Origin of the sequence: Xanthocytophaga flava (assembly GCF_030068545.1) — a bacterium.
Classification (GTDB): Bacteria; Bacteroidota; Bacteroidia; order Cytophagales; family 172606-1; genus Xanthocytophaga; species Xanthocytophaga flava.
This window is the reverse complement of record NZ_JASJOR010000004.1, coordinates 42,811-57,675: the sequence shown is the minus strand read 5'-3', so window position 1 is coordinate 57,675 and position 14,865 is coordinate 42,811. Positions and strand designations below refer to the sequence as shown.

Genomic DNA, 14,865 nt, shown 5'->3' with positions numbered 1-14,865 from the left:
AAGAAGGCTTTCAGAGAATCTGAAAGCCTTTTTTGTTTTGCTGTTTATCAGTTAATTGCTCCCAAAACACTAACAAAAGTTGTAGATTAACTTCCTAATAGGAAATAAAGAACCTCTTTTGTAACTTAAACAATCTCTTCAACATAGTAATACCTAATGTTTTCAATGCAACAGATCATACTATTTCTAGTATGGATAGTTCCTTTCCTTACCGAAGCGTTAAGACAACCACCGAATAATACCAGTTGTCTACTAAACATTCAGGTAGCAAATGCTAGTTTAGCAGATAGGGCTATAGAGAAGGTGTACATGCTTCCGGAGGTGAAGGCCAAGGAGAAGTACATTCAAAAAATAACACATGGAAAACAGGGTGTGACACTTTTAATCCAGAGCCAACCTACTGCAACGAAACCTTTTTATATTATCCAGGTAGAATATAATGGATCAGATAGGCTACTGGTATACTATAATTTTTATGTGCACTCAGAAACTATGGATATTAAAGTATTAGATGTTGTTAGTGGGAAGATTATTACGCTCTCAGAATGGAGAGCAAGAGGTGCATCATAAATTGTTAAGCCTGGATTGCTCTAATTTATCAGCAAAGCTGTATCTAAGAGTTGTAAAGTAATCCCTTCTTTTGTAGAAATAGATAGAACAGGTTCTGATCAGCTTTTATATATTTTTTTTATAAAATGAGTGGAAGGGTATTGCGTTGTAAAATTATTTATCTACTTTTGCACCACGTTAAGCGAAACGCAAGACGAAAAAAGAAAAACGGTGCGGTAGTTCAGTTGGTTAGAATACCGCCCTGTCACGGCGGGGGTCGCGGGTTCGAGTCCCGTCCGCACCGCAAGAAGGCTTTCAGAATTCTCTGAAAGCCTTTTTTGTTTATGGCCTATTTGTTTTGTCAGTTGTAATTACAATAGAAGCTGTTAATCCAATCAGAGGATGATGGGTTTACTCACTTTATTGAAGGAATGGTTTCTGTGAAGAAGACGAGGATGAATAAATCGTGAGAAAGCCATAAAAGACCTCTTTTATAGCTTTCTTATCCTAATGTATTTTGATGGGATTAAATCCTGTATTTCAAAAAAGCATTAAGAGACTACATTTTTATATGTCTCAATGCATAATCAATAGTATCTGCAGACAGGAATTGTGCTGTAATTTCTTCTTCTTTTTCTGCAAAATCAGAATCACCTACTAGTTTTTCTGTCTCCATAATCTCATAGATCAGATATTGAGTAAAGTCCTGAAATATTTTTCCTTTCTGCAACGGGTCATGTGAAAATAAGTATATCTCACCACTTACTTTATCAAAACATACTGGATCGTTGCCCGGACTTTCTGAAAAAACGATCATTGAGCTGATTTCTGGTAATGTGAAATATAATTTTACAAAGCTCCAGTTTGTATCAGTAAGAAACATCCACTCATCGGGCTTCTTTAGGTTATACATAAAATCAGAACTTTGGATTCCTCCAAAATAGAGATAGTACTCCCACATAGCTTCAGGCATCTTTATTTCAAGTCTGGCTTCCGTTTCCTGAAGCACACCCGAGTCAAGACCTTCACACTCAATATCATAGTTCTCAAGATATGTGGTAAGTTTTTGTATCCAGTCCGGCTCTCCGATTTTTTGAACAGGTAGGTAAAAGTTTGTTGGCATAAAGTAGCTTTTAGAAAAAATGATAGATTCTATTTTGCTTCCTATCAATGGGAGTTATTGTACTGAGATAGTTCTTGAATGATTGGTATTTGCTTATCAAAAAAGTCTGTAGATAACAGAGCTGCTTTTGATTGTTCATTTTCTTGAAAATCTTGATAATTTTTTAATGTGTTTTCACCTTTTGAGTCTTTAATAAATTTAGCCAAGGCCTGTGCTTGCTGTTTTTCGATTTTTGTTTGCTCATTCACGAATGCCTTCCATGAATCCATATGCTGAGTAATGTGGTTTGATTGATTTTGCCTATCTATGAACACATTGCCTCGATGACTACTTTCTGATCAAAATATAAAGAAGGTTTTGTCAGATAGTAGTCAAGGTATTGATGCAAGTATTGTATACACTGATTGGTATTAAAGAAAGCAGAGTTAACGTATATATATGTCCCACACAACACACTTCACTTTTTATGAGATGAGTCCCGATGCATTCAATAAGGTATGTGTATCCTTTTACAGCTGCGAAGTAAGATCCTACCAGTCTAGTTCTCCAGTTAAAATCACCCAATAATAAAAGGCAGAGATCTGGTGTTATTTCATGTTTTATTGCCTTAACGGATTCGATCCAATCTACAGAGTAATAAGACACTATATCCATATAGTAAGGGTTTACCCACTTTTTATAGAAAGCAGCAGATAACTCCTGATTATTTCTATGAACTGGTAAATCCTTAAAAGGAGATATGTGTCTGACAGTAGCACCTGCCAAATGTAAGTTCGCCATCTCGTTCATATTCTCCATGGTAACTTTATTTTAACGTTCAAACTGATCAAATAGTAATTGATTTATTCTCTACTAAGCTATAAGTCTATTTATTTTCTGTCATTTTACCAAAATGCAATAATTCGAAAATCTGATAGATCTGGTATGTATATACTAGTTCTCATATAAAAATAAATCAATGTAACTGCTTGTTTTCCAGGTATTATTTTTGTTGTTTGTTTGTCAATTGCCTGAAAGTAATTCCATTAGTGGCATTGCCGTAAGGGCAATTATTTTTTACGTTATAGTACACTTTTGCTTGCTTCATTTGGGTACTATGGTACATTTTAATCAAACAGGCATATAATGCATTTGTCCAATGATATTATATGCCTGTTTTCTTTTACACTTCTGAAACAGAATATTACTCAGTACGGTTTGTACTGTGTTTTATATAGAGCTTGTGTGATATCTTAGTAGGAAATAGGTAAGGAGAAGAGAATAAGAAGATTGCCAGGATTAGCAACATTGCCTTTTCACGCGAAGATAGTACCCAGGTTGTAAAATTTCGCTACTATTTTCCTGTTAGCTTATTTTTTATTTTGGGAAGAATAGTTGTATGTGTTTTTTAGAAATGAGGTTATCAACTATAGTATTTATATAATTTGAAAAGAGAACCTTGCCTTGTAAGAAATGAGCTGTAAATCTTGTGGTTAGTTTCCGGCTGACTTGTAATTTTGAATCACTGATTAAATCACTTTATGTAAGTCAAAAGACTTGTTGAAAAGCCATAAGCATTGCTTATGGCTTTTTTCTTTTTAAGGTATATTGTGTTGAAAATTAGATTGTTAAGAGTTGGGTGTTCGCTGATATTTCAGTGCTACAATACCACATGGAAAAGCAGTGGACTGAATGAGACGGAAGTTGCTTTTATCCTTAAATATAGGTAACCCAGCCCCCAATGCTGACGGGTTGACAAGAAGGTGATATTCATCAATTAAATCATTTTCTATAAGGGATGATACAAAAGTAGCCCCTCCATAAGCAATGATATCTTTGCCTTCCTGACTTTTCAGCTTAGTGATTTCAGTTACCAGATCTTCTTGTGCCAGCCTGGTGTGGGGCCATTGGACTTCTTTGAGTGTATTAGAAAAGACTACTTTAGGTGTATCATTCATCTTATGGGCACCTGCATCTGCAGTGTCAGGATTTGAGGCCATTGACGCCCAGGCGTCAATAAATCCTTCTGCCAGTTTTCTTCCCAATAAAATCAGATCAACTGGTTCTGTTAGTTGAGTCACATATTGATTTAACTCATCATCCCAATTCCAGATCATCCAGTCCATTTCCCCATTTGGACCAGCAATATATCCATCTATAGATAGTTGTACCTGTAATTTTAGCTTTCTCATGTTAGCAAAGTGTTAATGATATAGATATGATGTATTATTCTGATTTACTTTCATGAAGGTAAAGATATAGAACTGTCTTTTGTAAATAGGAGGGAGAAAACGACATAATAAAGGCATGATTATGACAATTTTAAAAACATAATCACCTTAATTTTCCTTATAAACCTTCACTGTTTGCTGTTGTTTCGTAAACGGAGTTAAATACACAGGTTTTATGCGATGGAAAAAAGAGATTTCAGCTGGTTTGTAACATGTGAAAAAAGTAGTTTATATTTCGTGTATTATGTCGGTACAGAAACAAACCTATACAAATCAATGAAAAGTCTGATTAGAGTACTGTTATTACTTTGGAGTTTTTATACACATAGTCAATCTGCTCAGCTTACCTTTGAACAAGGGCAATGGCAACAAGTACTGGCAAAAGCACAACAAGCAGGCAAACCTATCTTTTTATATGCTTATACACCAGGTTGCCATTTTTGTAAACAGATGGAAAAAACTGTTTTTCCTGATACAATGGTAAGCAACTATTATCACCAGACATTTATTAATTATAAGGTCAATATTGAAGAGGGAGAAGGATTGACACTCGCTAAACAATATGATATATTATCCTTTCCACGTTATCTGTACTTTGATCAGCAGGGCAAACTTTTACATATTAGTGGGGGGGCTAAGCCAGCCAATGCTTTTGTGGAAGATGGAAAAAATGCTTTTAACCCTCACAAAGCTTATTTTCAACTTAAAGATCGATATGACCAAGGAGATCGTTCGTCTGAACTATTATATCTCTTCAGTTTGGCCTTATCGGAGTCAGGTCAACCCACAGATCTCTATAATAAAGTGTTATTGCAGTATTTCGAAACTCAATCAGTCGAATCTTTAACCTCTCAGAAGAACCTGAATTGGTTATTTCAGCAGTATGCGGACTTTGACTCTCCTGTCACCCAATTTTACTTAAAGCATCAAAATGAGTTTGTTACTTTGTTTGGACAGCTTGAAGTAGACCAGAAGACTCGTGGAATTGTTCGCGTAAAGGCTTATGATGTGGCAAGGAAGAAAGATACTTTATTGCTGAAACATATTCAGCAAACTCTCCTGTCCAGCTTAGGATCTGCTGCATCTCAATGGAATTTGCTGGCTGATGTCTATTATATGGGCGGAATACAAAACTGGCAGGCCTATGCTGATGCTACTTTGCAATACGGTCAGTTGTATGCTCATAAGGATGTTAAAACATTGTATGAAACAGTTACTTATCTGAAATATTTCACTACAGAAAAAAGGATTCTACAAAAAGGTATAAAAATAGTTGAGCAGGCATTAGCTGTTGATAAGAGTTATGCTAATCTTTTGCTGCAGGCTCAGTTATGGCAAAAACTGGAAGAATATACAAAAGCTAGAAAGACCGCAGAAGCTTCTGTTCAGCAAGCTAAAAAGGCAGGTGTAGACAGCAAAGAAGCTTCTGACATGATCAAAGAACTTGAAGAAAAGGGTAGCAAAGGACAGTAGCCTGATATTAATTAATCGATGCGACTAATTTTTGGATTTTCTTTTGCCGATCCGTCTGACTCAGATATTTTACCCTGTCAATTCGTGTATGTTTAACTGGCGAGATGCCACAAACTGTAGAATGGCGTTTCGTACAGTTCGTATATCACTGTTGTGGTATTCCCACCATATCCATAGCCAGGGAGCATCGCAGGTGGTAATGACATGGGCAGACCGTCCTCTCAGAAGCTTATCCCAAAAAGGGCCTTTGTCATGATATTTGAAAGCAAATCCGGGATATAATGTTCGATCTATGAATCCTTTGAAAAGGGCAGGTACAGATCCCCACCAAACTGGATAAAAGATTATCCAGTTGTCACACCATATAATATTTCTCTGCGCCTCTTGTAAGTCAGGTTCCAGTTTCTGTATTTCCTTATAGCCTTTCCATAGAATTGGATCAAAGGTTAGCTCTCCCAGATTTTGCCTGCGTACTTCATGCCCTTTACCTATTGCTGCCTGTTCGTAAGCATCTGCCAGCTGTCCATTAAAACTATCTGTATCTGGATGAGCAAGCAGGATATATAGTTTCATTTGACATGTCTGTTAATTGATTGCAAGGTATAAGTAAGCTGCTAACAGATATTGATGCAGATCATTCTGAGAACTGATTGTTTTCTGTTTGAGTATTTTTTACCAAGTCACAAATTTGGAAATTATTTTATCAACAGATAAACGAAGGAGAAATCCATTTGGTAAGAGACTAATAGGATTGAAAAAACAATTCTATACAATCTTAGATCACAAAACTGGATAACTAAGATTGTATAGGGGTTACATTTCTGATGGTTTGACAGATAGGCGTAATTATTTAGGCAGGATTTGGAACAAAGTTAATCTCCGAACCTTCTTTAAAAACAACATACAATCGTTTCCACGGTGCCTCATCAAGGATTTGCCATTTGTGGCCTGAACCAGTTGTATCCATAGCAATCAACACATCGCCTGGTTTCAGAATGAATGATTTGCCACTGTTCATAACAAATTCCAATGTACCACTTAATGTAACTACATACTGAGTAGTGGGGGCCGTGTGCCAGTCATAGGTAGAGTGACCTGGCGTTTCTTTAAACTGAAGTGCAACGGCTGTGGTAAGCACATTAGGAGAAACAGTACCTTCTGTAAAATGAGAGTGCCCATCCGGGCCGGTAAATAGTTTATATGCTTTTAACATGCACTTATTGTCTATAAAGTTTGCAGCTCTAAAGATAGTTGTATCTATGATTCCTGTTAGTATTCAAAGCTTCAATTTTTTAATAATTTGTAGTAGAATTGAAGACGCCTATTGTATTCCTGACAACCGATATCTCAGGTTGGTTTGATGGCTCACAGCTTTACTGGTTAATGTATAACTCAGACCTTAAATGTCTAACCAGCATTTCAATATGTCCACTTGACCTGGATTTTGCTCAGATACTTGTTGAGTATCTGCCATTTTTGGGTCAGTAACTAACATTAACCAACAAGATCATGAACACAAAAACAATTTATTGGATCGGCACTATACTTATATCCTTATGGTTTGGAGCAAGTGGTTTTTTTGAACTCACCAAAAATCCTATTGTCTGGGATATCACTGTGCAACTAGGCTATCCGGCACATTTCATTTACATTCTTGGAGTTGCCAAACTTTTGGGAATAGCAGTTCTCCTGATTCCTGGCAAGCTACTTAGACTAAAAGAATGGGTATTTGCCGGCATCTTTTTCGATATCATTTTTGCTTTCTTCTCCAAAATAAGTGTACTGGGTCTACCTGCTACAGTGGATGCTATGATTGCGTTTACGATTATAACTGTTACCTATGTCATGTTTAGGAGTCTGTATCCTGTAACCTATAGTAGTAACTCTGATTTGAGAAAGGATCCGATTTCTGCGTCAGTGTAAAGGTTTATCTTTCTATATATTTTCTTAAAAGCAAAGTACCTGTTAATCATTTACAGGTACTTTGCTTTTTGCTTTATGGAAGGAGAGAGGAGGTAAATAAGAGTTTATTATATGAGATAGAAGATCAAGAAAAAAGAACAGATGTGAGAATAAAAGTCTCTGGGCTCCGCGGGTTCGATCGTTTATTCGTGGTCAAATTGAAAACAGTATCCGCTCTGTGTAGTCAAGGTAAGAAAACCACTAACTACCTCACCTGTCCTTCTGGAAGAATCTCGTGGCAAGACCGGCGGCCGCTGGATTCTGAATGTATTTGTTTCTCTCAGAACCCAATCAAAGCTCTATTTGTCACAAGATTCTTTCAGAAGGACAATAAAGAAATATGAAAAAAAGAAATAAACTTCCTTAAGTGGACAGCATTGGGTGTCCGTTTAGTGCTGTCATGGTAAGTATTCCAGAAGATGAAATCTCTTTTTGTACCAGCGACTTCTCGTCCCCAGGTTGTATTTTATCACCAACCTGAACAGTGACAAACAACTTAAGAAAGTTTTTCTCTTTTATGCTTATTGATTTTTTGTCCTCCTGAAAATATCCTGTAACAGATAGAGTAATCTTTGTTTCATGTGCAGTTACCTCCAGATACAAAGGTTATTACAATCTCATTAATGTAACCAGGGAGAGATATGGGTGAGATGTTCCCTCTGACAAATAAGAGCTTGAAAATTCTAAATTCAATGAAATGAGTTAGATGGAGGTGTATTGGGAGGAATAAATCTCTACTATATAGTACCAGACTGTTTGGTGTTAAAAAATATACTCTACCTCATGAAAGGTAGAGTATGTACACAATGATTTAAATGATGGAGCAGTTGGTTAATTTCCAGCTGCGGCCATAATTACATTAGCTACTGCCTGGGCTTGAGATACAAATACAACGTGACTTCCTTTGAGTTCTGTAATTTTTGCATGAGCACGTTTGTACATGGTACGTTGTGTATTAGGATTAAGAGCTTTATCTTCTGTTGAGACAATTCCATAGCTGGGTTTGGTCTTCCAGGCTGCCTGTTCAACTACTTCTCCAAAACATTTGCCAATAATAGGTACCTGTGATGCACACATAAAATCACTTTGAGCTTTAGGTAGATCTCCTGCAAAACCACCATGAAATTTAGCGGGGTCAAAGTATACAAATCCAAACTGGTCAGGTTTGGTAAAGCCCGCTTCTGGAGAAGGCGGAGCTGCTGATACCCATTGAGCAGTTGATTCACCACTATCAGGTATGAATGCAGATACATACACTAAGCCTACTACTTTGGGGTTGATACCTGCCTGAGTAATCACTGTACCTCCCCAGGAATGACCAACCAGAATAACCGGACCCTCCTGTGCATTGATTACACTATTGGTAGCATTGACATCATCTGTCAGGGAGGTCAACGGATTTTGTACAATGCTGACATTGTATCCCTTTTTTGTGAGAATATCATACACTGCTTTCCAGCCAGAGCCATCGGCAAATGCTCCATGCACCAATATAATATTCTTTACTTGGGTAGTTTGTGCATTGACATTCCCTGAAGCTATATACAATAGATTTACTACTAATGTGATAATGAGAAATAGTTGGCGGCTAGTTACAAAACAGAATTTGGTTTTCATGGATTTATAAAATTGAATGTGAAAGAATACAGATGATACACGGTTGTAATTGCTTATAGAGGTGACAGTCTGCTCATTAGGTGCCTTTCATAGGCGGAGTCAGTATGGCACGAGTAGCTGCATGGATTACACCCGTTTTGGGATTTTGCAGCATCGCAATAATTTCCCAATCCTTTGTGTAAAAAGGAGCTGGAAGGTTGAGGGTGATAATACCTTCTTTCTCTGTTTTACGATCAAAATTGTAGAGGGCTCGCACAATCTGGACATGAGACAAGGTGCGCCCTTTATTTTCTCCCCTTTCTACTTTGCTCATACCCTGCTTCTGTACAAGTGCAACCACCAACTGACTGGTATTATCTTCTCCTGTGACCTGATAATTGAAGCGGGTATTGCCTGCATACTGTGTTTGAAAGGTCTGCGCCTGAAAGACTAAAGAGGTGGATGTTTGTATTTTAAGTGCACTCATTAACGCATCATTGATAGCAGATTCATCAGAGCCTACAAATTCTTTATTTCCATTAATAATCAGTTGAGGTGTATATACCTGACCTGCAAACTGGCGACTGTAAGTATACTGTCGTTTGGAATACTCAGGCTTACTGAATGAATCTTTCCAGCCAAGGCGATCCCAGTAATCAACATGATAGGCAAGTAAATAAATGGGTTTGTTACCTGCCTGTTTTTGAATGCGAGCCAGGAGTTCATCTGCAGGTGGACAACTGGAACATCCTTCTGAAGTAAAAAGCTCAAGTACTGCGAATCCATTGCCTGCAGCTTTAGAAGATAATAAAGTATGTTGATTGATCAGGGTTGTTGCAGATAGCAGAAGGACAAGTACAACACATACAGCAGATAATTTTACTAGTTTCATGGCGGATAATTTTAATTGATTTCGAGTCAAAATTATCCGCCATGGGCATCGTAGCTGAGTGGAAAAAAGCTCAGTTAGACACATTGGGCTGCCAGTCAGGAATTATGAGGTGTGAAGAAGACTTTCATTCTTATCAGATAAAATAATTTCACGTCTCCCATAACCTGCTTTCAGCAAGTAAGTCTTCTGTCGTTGATCAGAGATAGGAATCAATCTAGAGGCTCATCCCTCCATCTATAAGAAATTCGGAACCTGTAATAAATGATGCCTCTGTTTGGCTTAAGTGAGCAACTAGTTTGGCTACATCGTCGGCTTTACCCATGTGTCGTAAGGGTATCTGGTCAATGATCCAGGATTTTACACCGGCTAATTCCTCATCGCTATAGCCTGCTTTGCTAAGTATCTCGGTTTCAATAGGACCTGGACTGACTGCGTTTACCCGAATTTTGCGAGGGGCAAGTTCAACAGCTGCAATTTTCATAATAGCATTAAGTGCAGCTTTGCTGGATGAATAAATAGATGAATTCACGCCGTTCATACTAGCTGTATTGGACGAAAGAAATACTACAGAAGCGCCTTCCTGTAAAATAGGAATGAAGCGGCTTAGTGTAAAATATGCTCCTTTGAAATTGACATCCATCACATAATCAAATACCTCTTCAGTCGCGTTTTCAATTTCTGCTCCACCTAATACTCCTGCATTAATAAACAGAATATCAATCTTCCCAAATTTGTCTTTGACAGTTGTTGCCAGCTTCTCAATAGCAGACAGATTCCCTTGGTCTGCTACTAAACCTGTTACTCCCAGTTCCTGTGCTGCAACTTCTACGGCCTGCTGACGACGTCCGGTTATGATTACGTCTGCACCTTGTGCTTTGAATTCTTTAGCTGTTGCATAGCCAATGCCACTATTACCACCAGTAATCACTGCTATTTTTCCTTTTAGATTTTCCATTGTATTTGTATTTAAATTTCTTGCAAATCTATTTTAAATTGGTATAACTTTGTAACCAGTATAACAGAGTATACCAATATGGAAAATAAAAAGCGGTTTAAACGGGCAAAAGAAGTACTTTCTGATCCACGTAATCCCAAGGAGGAAGTACAGGCACTTCAGGATACTATATATGTCATTGGAGGCAAATGGAAATTGCCTATTATCAATTCTATATGTAATGGAAACAAACGCTTCCGCGAGATTGAACGCAGTATTCCAGGCATTACTACCCGTATGCTTTCCAGAGAACTGAGAGAGATGGAGGCCAATCTGATAATTAAAAGGACTGTAACAGATACCATTCCGGTTGTAGTTGAGTATTCACCTACAGAATACTGCTATACTTTTGGAGATATTATACTGGAGATGATTAAATGGGGCAAAGAACATCGGGAGCGGATCAAGGAAGATTTATCTTCTGAACTTTGATGGGATAGGATTTGAATATGTTTTGTCTGTTTCAGATAAGAAATGTCTAACTCAGCATTCATAGTGTCTAACTCGCAGTAATAATGGTATTTATAGTAAATAATCAGCTATACTTTTGATCTACCTGACTGACAAGTGTCAGTTGGAAAAATCAAACGTTTAACTGAAAAGAATATGAACACCCCTAAAAACATAAATCGTCGTCACTTTCTGAGTATGGCTTCCTTTGCTGTGACAATAGCAGAACTGAGCAGTATAAATCTGCTAAATGCAGAAAGTCACACACAGGCAGATAGATATAATCCTATTAGTACAAAACAGACATCTTTTGAACAGATCAAACAGATTAAAGCTGGTGTACTTGATGTTGGGTATACAGAGGCGGGACCATCACATGGGCAACCTGTAATTCTTCTGCATGGCTGGCCTTATGATATTCATAGTTATACAGAGGTTGCCTCATTACTTGCAGCAAAGGGATATAGGGTTATTGTACCCTACCTGCGTGGATATGGAACTACACATTTTCTATCTGCTCAAACACCTCGCAATGGACAGCAATCTGCTTTAGCAACAGATGTGATTGCACTAATGGATGCATTAAAGATCGAAAAAGCTATTATTGGTGGTTTTGACTGGGGGGCACGTACTGCAAATATTGTGGCAGCCTTATGTCCGGAAAGGTGCAAAGCTCTGGTAGCTGTAAGTGGTTATCTGATTGGTAGCCAGCAAGCAAATCAGACACCGCTGTCGCCTAAAGCAGAATTGTCCTGGTGGTACCAATTTTATTTTGCTACGGAACGTGGTCATATAGGTTACCAGGCCAACCGACGCGATTTTGCAAAGCTTATCTGGCAAACTGCTTCACCTAAATGGCAGTTTGATGAGCCTACCTTTGCACAGTCAGCAACGGCATTTGATAATCCTGACCATGTAGACATTGTAATTCATAATTATCGCTGGCGTTTGGGACTGGTGGCTGGTGAGAAACAATATGATGAGTTGGAGAAAAAGCTGGCTACAGGTCCTGTGATTACAGTACCTGCGGTTACACTGGAAGGTGATGCCAATGGTGCTCCGCATCCAGACCCTTCAGTGTATGCTGCTAAATTTAAAGGCAAATATGCTCACCATACACTTTTGGGAGGTATAGGACATAACCTTCCCCAAGAGGCTCCCCTTGCTTTTGTGGATGCAATCCTGGAAGCAGACAGCTTTACAAAATGATAGTCTGGAAAATAACATATATTTATCTGAGGTAGGAACTATACCTTCGCTATGGTGTCCAAAGCGATTACGTTTGTTTATGGCAAAACTCCAATTTAAAATATCTCAGGTAACCATCTGGATCAGTTCCATTTTTCTGGGACTGCTATCCTCTGTACCACAGATGGCCTCACATACCTTCAATCTGGCGGAGGCTGCTGTCAATGCGGCATTAACAGCTACTTTTGCTTTGCTGATGTGGTATTTTAATATTTTTATGTTGTCCCGTCAGCCTGAGAAATCTCGTCAGCAAAGTATATCCTATTCCAAACTAGTGAGTTCATTGCTAGTTGGGCTTGTATTGATGCTGGGACTTGCCTGGATACAGCAACTGATTCTGTCACATATTAATTTTGGCCCTACTATGCTGATGGTAGAAGTGCGGGGTATTCTGATCAACCTGGTATTTTATATGTTTCTGAACCTGCTTCAGCAAAACTATGAAAACCAGTATGTCAACATGGAGCTGGAGCGTATCAAGAATGATAATCTGGGAGCGCAGTATGAGTTATTGAAGCAACAGGTTAATCCACATTTTCTGTTCAACAGCCTGAATACCTTAAAAGCTATGGTGGAGAGTGGAGATGAAGAAGCGATTGACTTTATTATCAAGCTCTCTAACTTTTATCGCTATACATTGGAAAGTCGTAAGCTGGATCTGATTCATGTACATGAAGAAATGGAGATACTCAATGCTTATCTGTTTCTTCAGAAAGCGCGGTTTGATAACGGATTTACTTTTACCAATACTCTGGACAGTAATGTACTAACCACCCTTATTCCACCTTTTACCCTACAACTGCTTGTTGAGAATTGCCTCAAACACAACATCGTTTCACTACAGAAACCCTTGCATATCAAAGTATATCGGGATACAGATTATCTCGTTGTGGAAAATCAGATTCAATTGAAAAAAGGTGAGAATAATTCGCTTGGAGTTGGACTGAAAAACATTGATTTACGTTATAACCATCTGCTTGATAAACATGTAGAAATTAGTAATGACCAAAAAGTATTTAGAATAAAACTACCGCTTATCTATGAACATACTCATCATTGAAGATGAACTCCGGACCGCCAAGTCACTGGAGAATCTTATCTTGAAAAGTAAACCGGGTGCAAAAATAATTGGTCAGTATCAAAGTGTAGAAAGTTCGGTAGAAGCGTTGTCAGATGGTGTCCAGCCTGATCTTATTTTTATGGATGTTCAACTGGCTGATGGGCTTTGTTTTGAAATATTTAAATCTGTGCAGGTAACCTGTCCGGTAGTGTTTTGTACAGCGTATGATGAATATTCACTGGAAGCGTTTAAAAATAATGGCGTAGATTATGTGCTTAAGCCTTTTTCGAAAGACGATATTGCTGAAGCATTGAAGAAAGTTGACCAACTCAAAAATTTCTTTCAGCAGAAAACTGTACCCAATCTGGAAGAACTTCTAACAAAATTGAATCCTTCGAGTGGTAAAACAAGCTTTCTGGTATTCAAAAATCAGAAGTATACTACTGTACAAACAGATACAATTGCCTTCTTTTGTATCCGAAATGATTCTACTTATATAATATGCTTTGACAAACAGGAATTTGTGCTTACTCAATCACTTGACCAGATTACCAGTGCTGTATCTTCAAAACAATTTTTCCGTGTCAATAGACAGTATCTGGTTAACTTCAAAGCTATCAAGGAAGTAGAGCATTATTTTTTGCGAAAGCTGTATGTCAAACTGGTACTTGAAACTCCTGATAAGTTATTGATAAATAAGGAAAAATCGCATGCTTTTCTGACCTGGATGGAAGACCGATAATAAGTAGTTGTTGATTGAATATTCATTTGGTCTTGAGGTCTATTGCTGTTATGAATAGCCAGAGAGACATATTTGTGATAAAAGTAACCAAAATGTTTCTGCTAAAAAGACACATCTCACCCTATACGGGAACCGACTTGCTGCTCGGTATATTTCAGGAAATAGAAAAGGCCATCCAGGCAAGGATAGCCTATATAAATAAATGCAAGTCGGCGGATAAATGGGCAGAACAAGCCTACCATGAAGTAAATCTGGAAGAAGATGTGACCATTGAGGATATTTCAGTACTTGTCAAAACTGATATTCAGTCCTTTCTGAAAACAGTGTATGTAGTAAGCCTGGTGGAAGAAGGCTTTGGGCAAATTATAAAGAATATTGACAGCATATTTGATTCTGTAGAGGAAGCTGAACAGTATGTAGAAGAAAAAACGAATGCTGATCCTGAGTATGAACCAGGATGGTTTGAGTATGAAGTGATGGAGGTTGACAGGGTGTATTTTGAAAAGTAAGACCTGATTGAATTTATCTGCAGACTTAACATACTAAAATGAATACAATTTTAACCT

Annotated in this window: 17 protein-coding genes, 1 tRNA gene and 1 pseudogene; 9 read left to right on the top strand and 10 right to left on the bottom strand. The window is 37.9% G+C overall.

Annotation, left to right across the window (positions count from 1 at the left end):
* Positions 1–165 precede the first annotated feature (165 nt).
* Complete coding sequence (locus tag QNI15_RS07480; protein ID WP_314031201.1) at positions 166–570, top strand: hypothetical protein; 405 nt, start codon at positions 166–168, stop codon at positions 568–570.
* Positions 571–779: 209 nt separating this feature from the next.
* Positions 780–853: transfer RNA gene (locus QNI15_RS07475), tRNA-Asp, on the top strand.
* A gap of 255 nt (positions 854–1,108) precedes the next feature.
* Here QNI15_RS07475 and QNI15_RS07470 read toward each other — a convergent pair.
* From QNI15_RS07470 to QNI15_RS07460, 4 genes and pseudogenes are all read right to left on the bottom strand, one after another.
* A complete protein-coding gene (locus QNI15_RS07470; protein WP_314031200.1) occupies positions 1,109–1,672 on the bottom strand; it encodes an SMI1/KNR4 family protein in 564 nt (187 codons plus the stop codon).
* 44 nt (positions 1,673–1,716) lie between these two features.
* Positions 1,717–1,941: a hypothetical protein gene (locus QNI15_RS07465; RefSeq protein WP_314031199.1), complete on the bottom strand. Its 225-nt coding sequence runs from the start codon at positions 1,939–1,941 to the stop codon at positions 1,717–1,719.
* A 35-nt stretch (positions 1,942–1,976) separates the two neighbouring features.
* Positions 1,977–2,452, bottom strand: a pseudogene (locus QNI15_RS38970) (DUF6000 family protein).
* Between the two features lie 827 nt (positions 2,453–3,279).
* A complete protein-coding gene (locus QNI15_RS07460) occupies positions 3,280–3,843 on the bottom strand; it encodes a dihydrofolate reductase family protein (protein WP_314031198.1) in 564 nt (187 codons plus the stop codon).
* A 315-nt stretch (positions 3,844–4,158) separates the two neighbouring features.
* Between QNI15_RS07460 and QNI15_RS07455 the strand changes: the two genes are divergently transcribed.
* Positions 4,159–5,355, top strand: a complete 1,197-nt coding sequence (locus tag QNI15_RS07455; protein ID WP_314031197.1) for a thioredoxin family protein — start codon at positions 4,159–4,161, stop codon at positions 5,353–5,355.
* Between the two features lie 69 nt (positions 5,356–5,424).
* Here QNI15_RS07455 and QNI15_RS07450 read toward each other — a convergent pair whose 3' ends face one another.
* Together QNI15_RS07450 and QNI15_RS07445 are read right to left on the bottom strand one after the other, a co-directional pair.
* Positions 5,425–5,928, bottom strand: coding sequence for an NAD(P)H-dependent oxidoreductase (locus QNI15_RS07450; protein ID WP_314031196.1), 504 nt, complete (start codon positions 5,926–5,928; stop codon positions 5,425–5,427).
* Between the two features lie 277 nt (positions 5,929–6,205).
* Positions 6,206–6,568, bottom strand: coding sequence for a hypothetical protein (locus tag QNI15_RS07445; protein WP_313996303.1), 363 nt, complete (start codon positions 6,566–6,568; stop codon positions 6,206–6,208).
* 296 nt (positions 6,569–6,864) lie between these two features.
* Between QNI15_RS07445 and QNI15_RS07440 the strand changes: the two genes are divergently transcribed.
* Positions 6,865–7,278 carry a DoxX family protein gene (locus QNI15_RS07440; RefSeq protein WP_314031195.1) on the top strand — a complete coding sequence of 138 codons (414 nt, stop codon included), beginning with the start codon at positions 6,865–6,867 and terminating at the stop codon, positions 7,276–7,278.
* 402 nt (positions 7,279–7,680) lie between these two features.
* Here QNI15_RS07440 and QNI15_RS07435 read toward each other — a convergent pair whose 3' ends face one another.
* The 4 genes from QNI15_RS07435 to QNI15_RS07420 form a co-directional block, all read right to left on the bottom strand.
* Positions 7,681–7,920, bottom strand: a complete 240-nt coding sequence (locus tag QNI15_RS07435) for a hypothetical protein (protein ID WP_314031194.1) — start codon at positions 7,918–7,920, stop codon at positions 7,681–7,683.
* A 228-nt stretch (positions 7,921–8,148) separates the two neighbouring features.
* A complete protein-coding gene (locus QNI15_RS07430) occupies positions 8,149–8,934 on the bottom strand; it encodes an alpha/beta hydrolase (RefSeq protein WP_314031193.1) in 786 nt (261 codons plus the stop codon).
* 76 nt (positions 8,935–9,010) lie between these two features.
* Complete coding sequence (locus QNI15_RS07425; protein WP_314031192.1) at positions 9,011–9,805, bottom strand: DUF1223 domain-containing protein; 795 nt, start codon at positions 9,803–9,805, stop codon at positions 9,011–9,013.
* Between the two features lie 214 nt (positions 9,806–10,019).
* Positions 10,020–10,760 (bottom strand): SDR family oxidoreductase, encoded by a 741-nt coding sequence (locus QNI15_RS07420; protein WP_314031191.1) that lies wholly within the window; start codon positions 10,758–10,760, stop codon positions 10,020–10,022.
* Positions 10,761–10,838: 78 nt separating this feature from the next.
* Here QNI15_RS07420 and QNI15_RS07415 point away from each other — a divergent pair, with 78 nt between their 5' ends.
* The 5 genes from QNI15_RS07415 to QNI15_RS07395 all read left to right on the top strand — a co-directional run bounded on the left by QNI15_RS07415 (position 10,839) and on the right by QNI15_RS07395 (position 14,808).
* Positions 10,839–11,231 carry a winged helix-turn-helix transcriptional regulator gene (locus tag QNI15_RS07415; RefSeq protein WP_313996287.1) on the top strand — a complete coding sequence of 131 codons (393 nt, stop codon included), beginning with the start codon at positions 10,839–10,841 and terminating at the stop codon, positions 11,229–11,231.
* Between the two features lie 174 nt (positions 11,232–11,405).
* Positions 11,406–12,458 (top strand): alpha/beta fold hydrolase, encoded by a 1,053-nt coding sequence (locus QNI15_RS07410; RefSeq protein WP_314031190.1) that lies wholly within the window; start codon positions 11,406–11,408, stop codon positions 12,456–12,458.
* Between the two features lie 79 nt (positions 12,459–12,537).
* Positions 12,538–13,557 carry a sensor histidine kinase gene (locus QNI15_RS07405; protein WP_314031189.1) on the top strand — a complete coding sequence of 340 codons (1,020 nt, stop codon included), beginning with the start codon at positions 12,538–12,540 and terminating at the stop codon, positions 13,555–13,557.
* The gene (locus tag QNI15_RS07400; RefSeq protein WP_313996280.1) at positions 13,538–14,299 is read left to right on the top strand and encodes a LytR/AlgR family response regulator transcription factor; all 762 of its coding nucleotides are present in this window, start codon (positions 13,538–13,540) and stop codon (positions 14,297–14,299) included. The genes QNI15_RS07405 and QNI15_RS07400 overlap by 20 nt, the downstream gene beginning before the upstream one ends.
* 92 nt (positions 14,300–14,391) lie before the next feature.
* A complete protein-coding gene (locus QNI15_RS07395) occupies positions 14,392–14,808 on the top strand; it encodes a hypothetical protein (protein WP_314031188.1) in 417 nt (138 codons plus the stop codon).
* Positions 14,809–14,865: the final 57 nt, after the last annotated feature.

Bases quoted from the DNA above. Each gene is read 5' to 3' on its own strand.
- QNI15_RS07480 (WP_314031201.1), top strand. From the start codon at position 166: ATGCAACAGATCATACTATTTCTAGTATGGATAGTTCCTTTCCTTACC.
- QNI15_RS07470 (WP_314031200.1), bottom strand. From the start codon at position 1,672: ATGCCAACAAACTTTTACCTACCTGTTCAAAAAATCGGAGAGCCGGAC.
- QNI15_RS07465 (WP_314031199.1), bottom strand. From the start codon at position 1,941: ATGGATTCATGGAAGGCATTCGTGAATGAGCAAACAAAAATCGAAAAA.
- QNI15_RS07460 (WP_314031198.1), bottom strand. From the start codon at position 3,843: ATGAGAAAGCTAAAATTACAGGTACAACTATCTATAGATGGATATATT.
- QNI15_RS07455 (WP_314031197.1), top strand. From the start codon at position 4,159: ATGAAAAGTCTGATTAGAGTACTGTTATTACTTTGGAGTTTTTATACA.
- QNI15_RS07450 (WP_314031196.1), bottom strand. From the start codon at position 5,928: ATGAAACTATATATCCTGCTTGCTCATCCAGATACAGATAGTTTTAAT.
- QNI15_RS07445 (WP_313996303.1), bottom strand. From the start codon at position 6,568: ATGTTAAAAGCATATAAACTATTTACCGGCCCGGATGGGCACTCTCAT.
- QNI15_RS07440 (WP_314031195.1), top strand. From the start codon at position 6,865: ATGAACACAAAAACAATTTATTGGATCGGCACTATACTTATATCCTTA.
- QNI15_RS07430 (WP_314031193.1), bottom strand. From the start codon at position 8,934: ATGAAAACCAAATTCTGTTTTGTAACTAGCCGCCAACTATTTCTCATT.
- QNI15_RS07425 (WP_314031192.1), bottom strand. From the start codon at position 9,805: ATGAAACTAGTAAAATTATCTGCTGTATGTGTTGTACTTGTCCTTCTG.
- QNI15_RS07420 (WP_314031191.1), bottom strand. From the start codon at position 10,760: ATGGAAAATCTAAAAGGAAAAATAGCAGTGATTACTGGTGGTAATAGT.
- QNI15_RS07415 (WP_313996287.1), top strand. From the start codon at position 10,839: ATGGAAAATAAAAAGCGGTTTAAACGGGCAAAAGAAGTACTTTCTGAT.
- QNI15_RS07410 (WP_314031190.1), top strand. From the start codon at position 11,406: ATGAACACCCCTAAAAACATAAATCGTCGTCACTTTCTGAGTATGGCT.
- QNI15_RS07405 (WP_314031189.1), top strand. From the start codon at position 12,538: ATGGCAAAACTCCAATTTAAAATATCTCAGGTAACCATCTGGATCAGT.
- QNI15_RS07400 (WP_313996280.1), top strand. From the start codon at position 13,538: ATGAACATACTCATCATTGAAGATGAACTCCGGACCGCCAAGTCACTG.
- QNI15_RS07395 (WP_314031188.1), top strand. From the start codon at position 14,392: ATGTTTCTGCTAAAAAGACACATCTCACCCTATACGGGAACCGACTTG.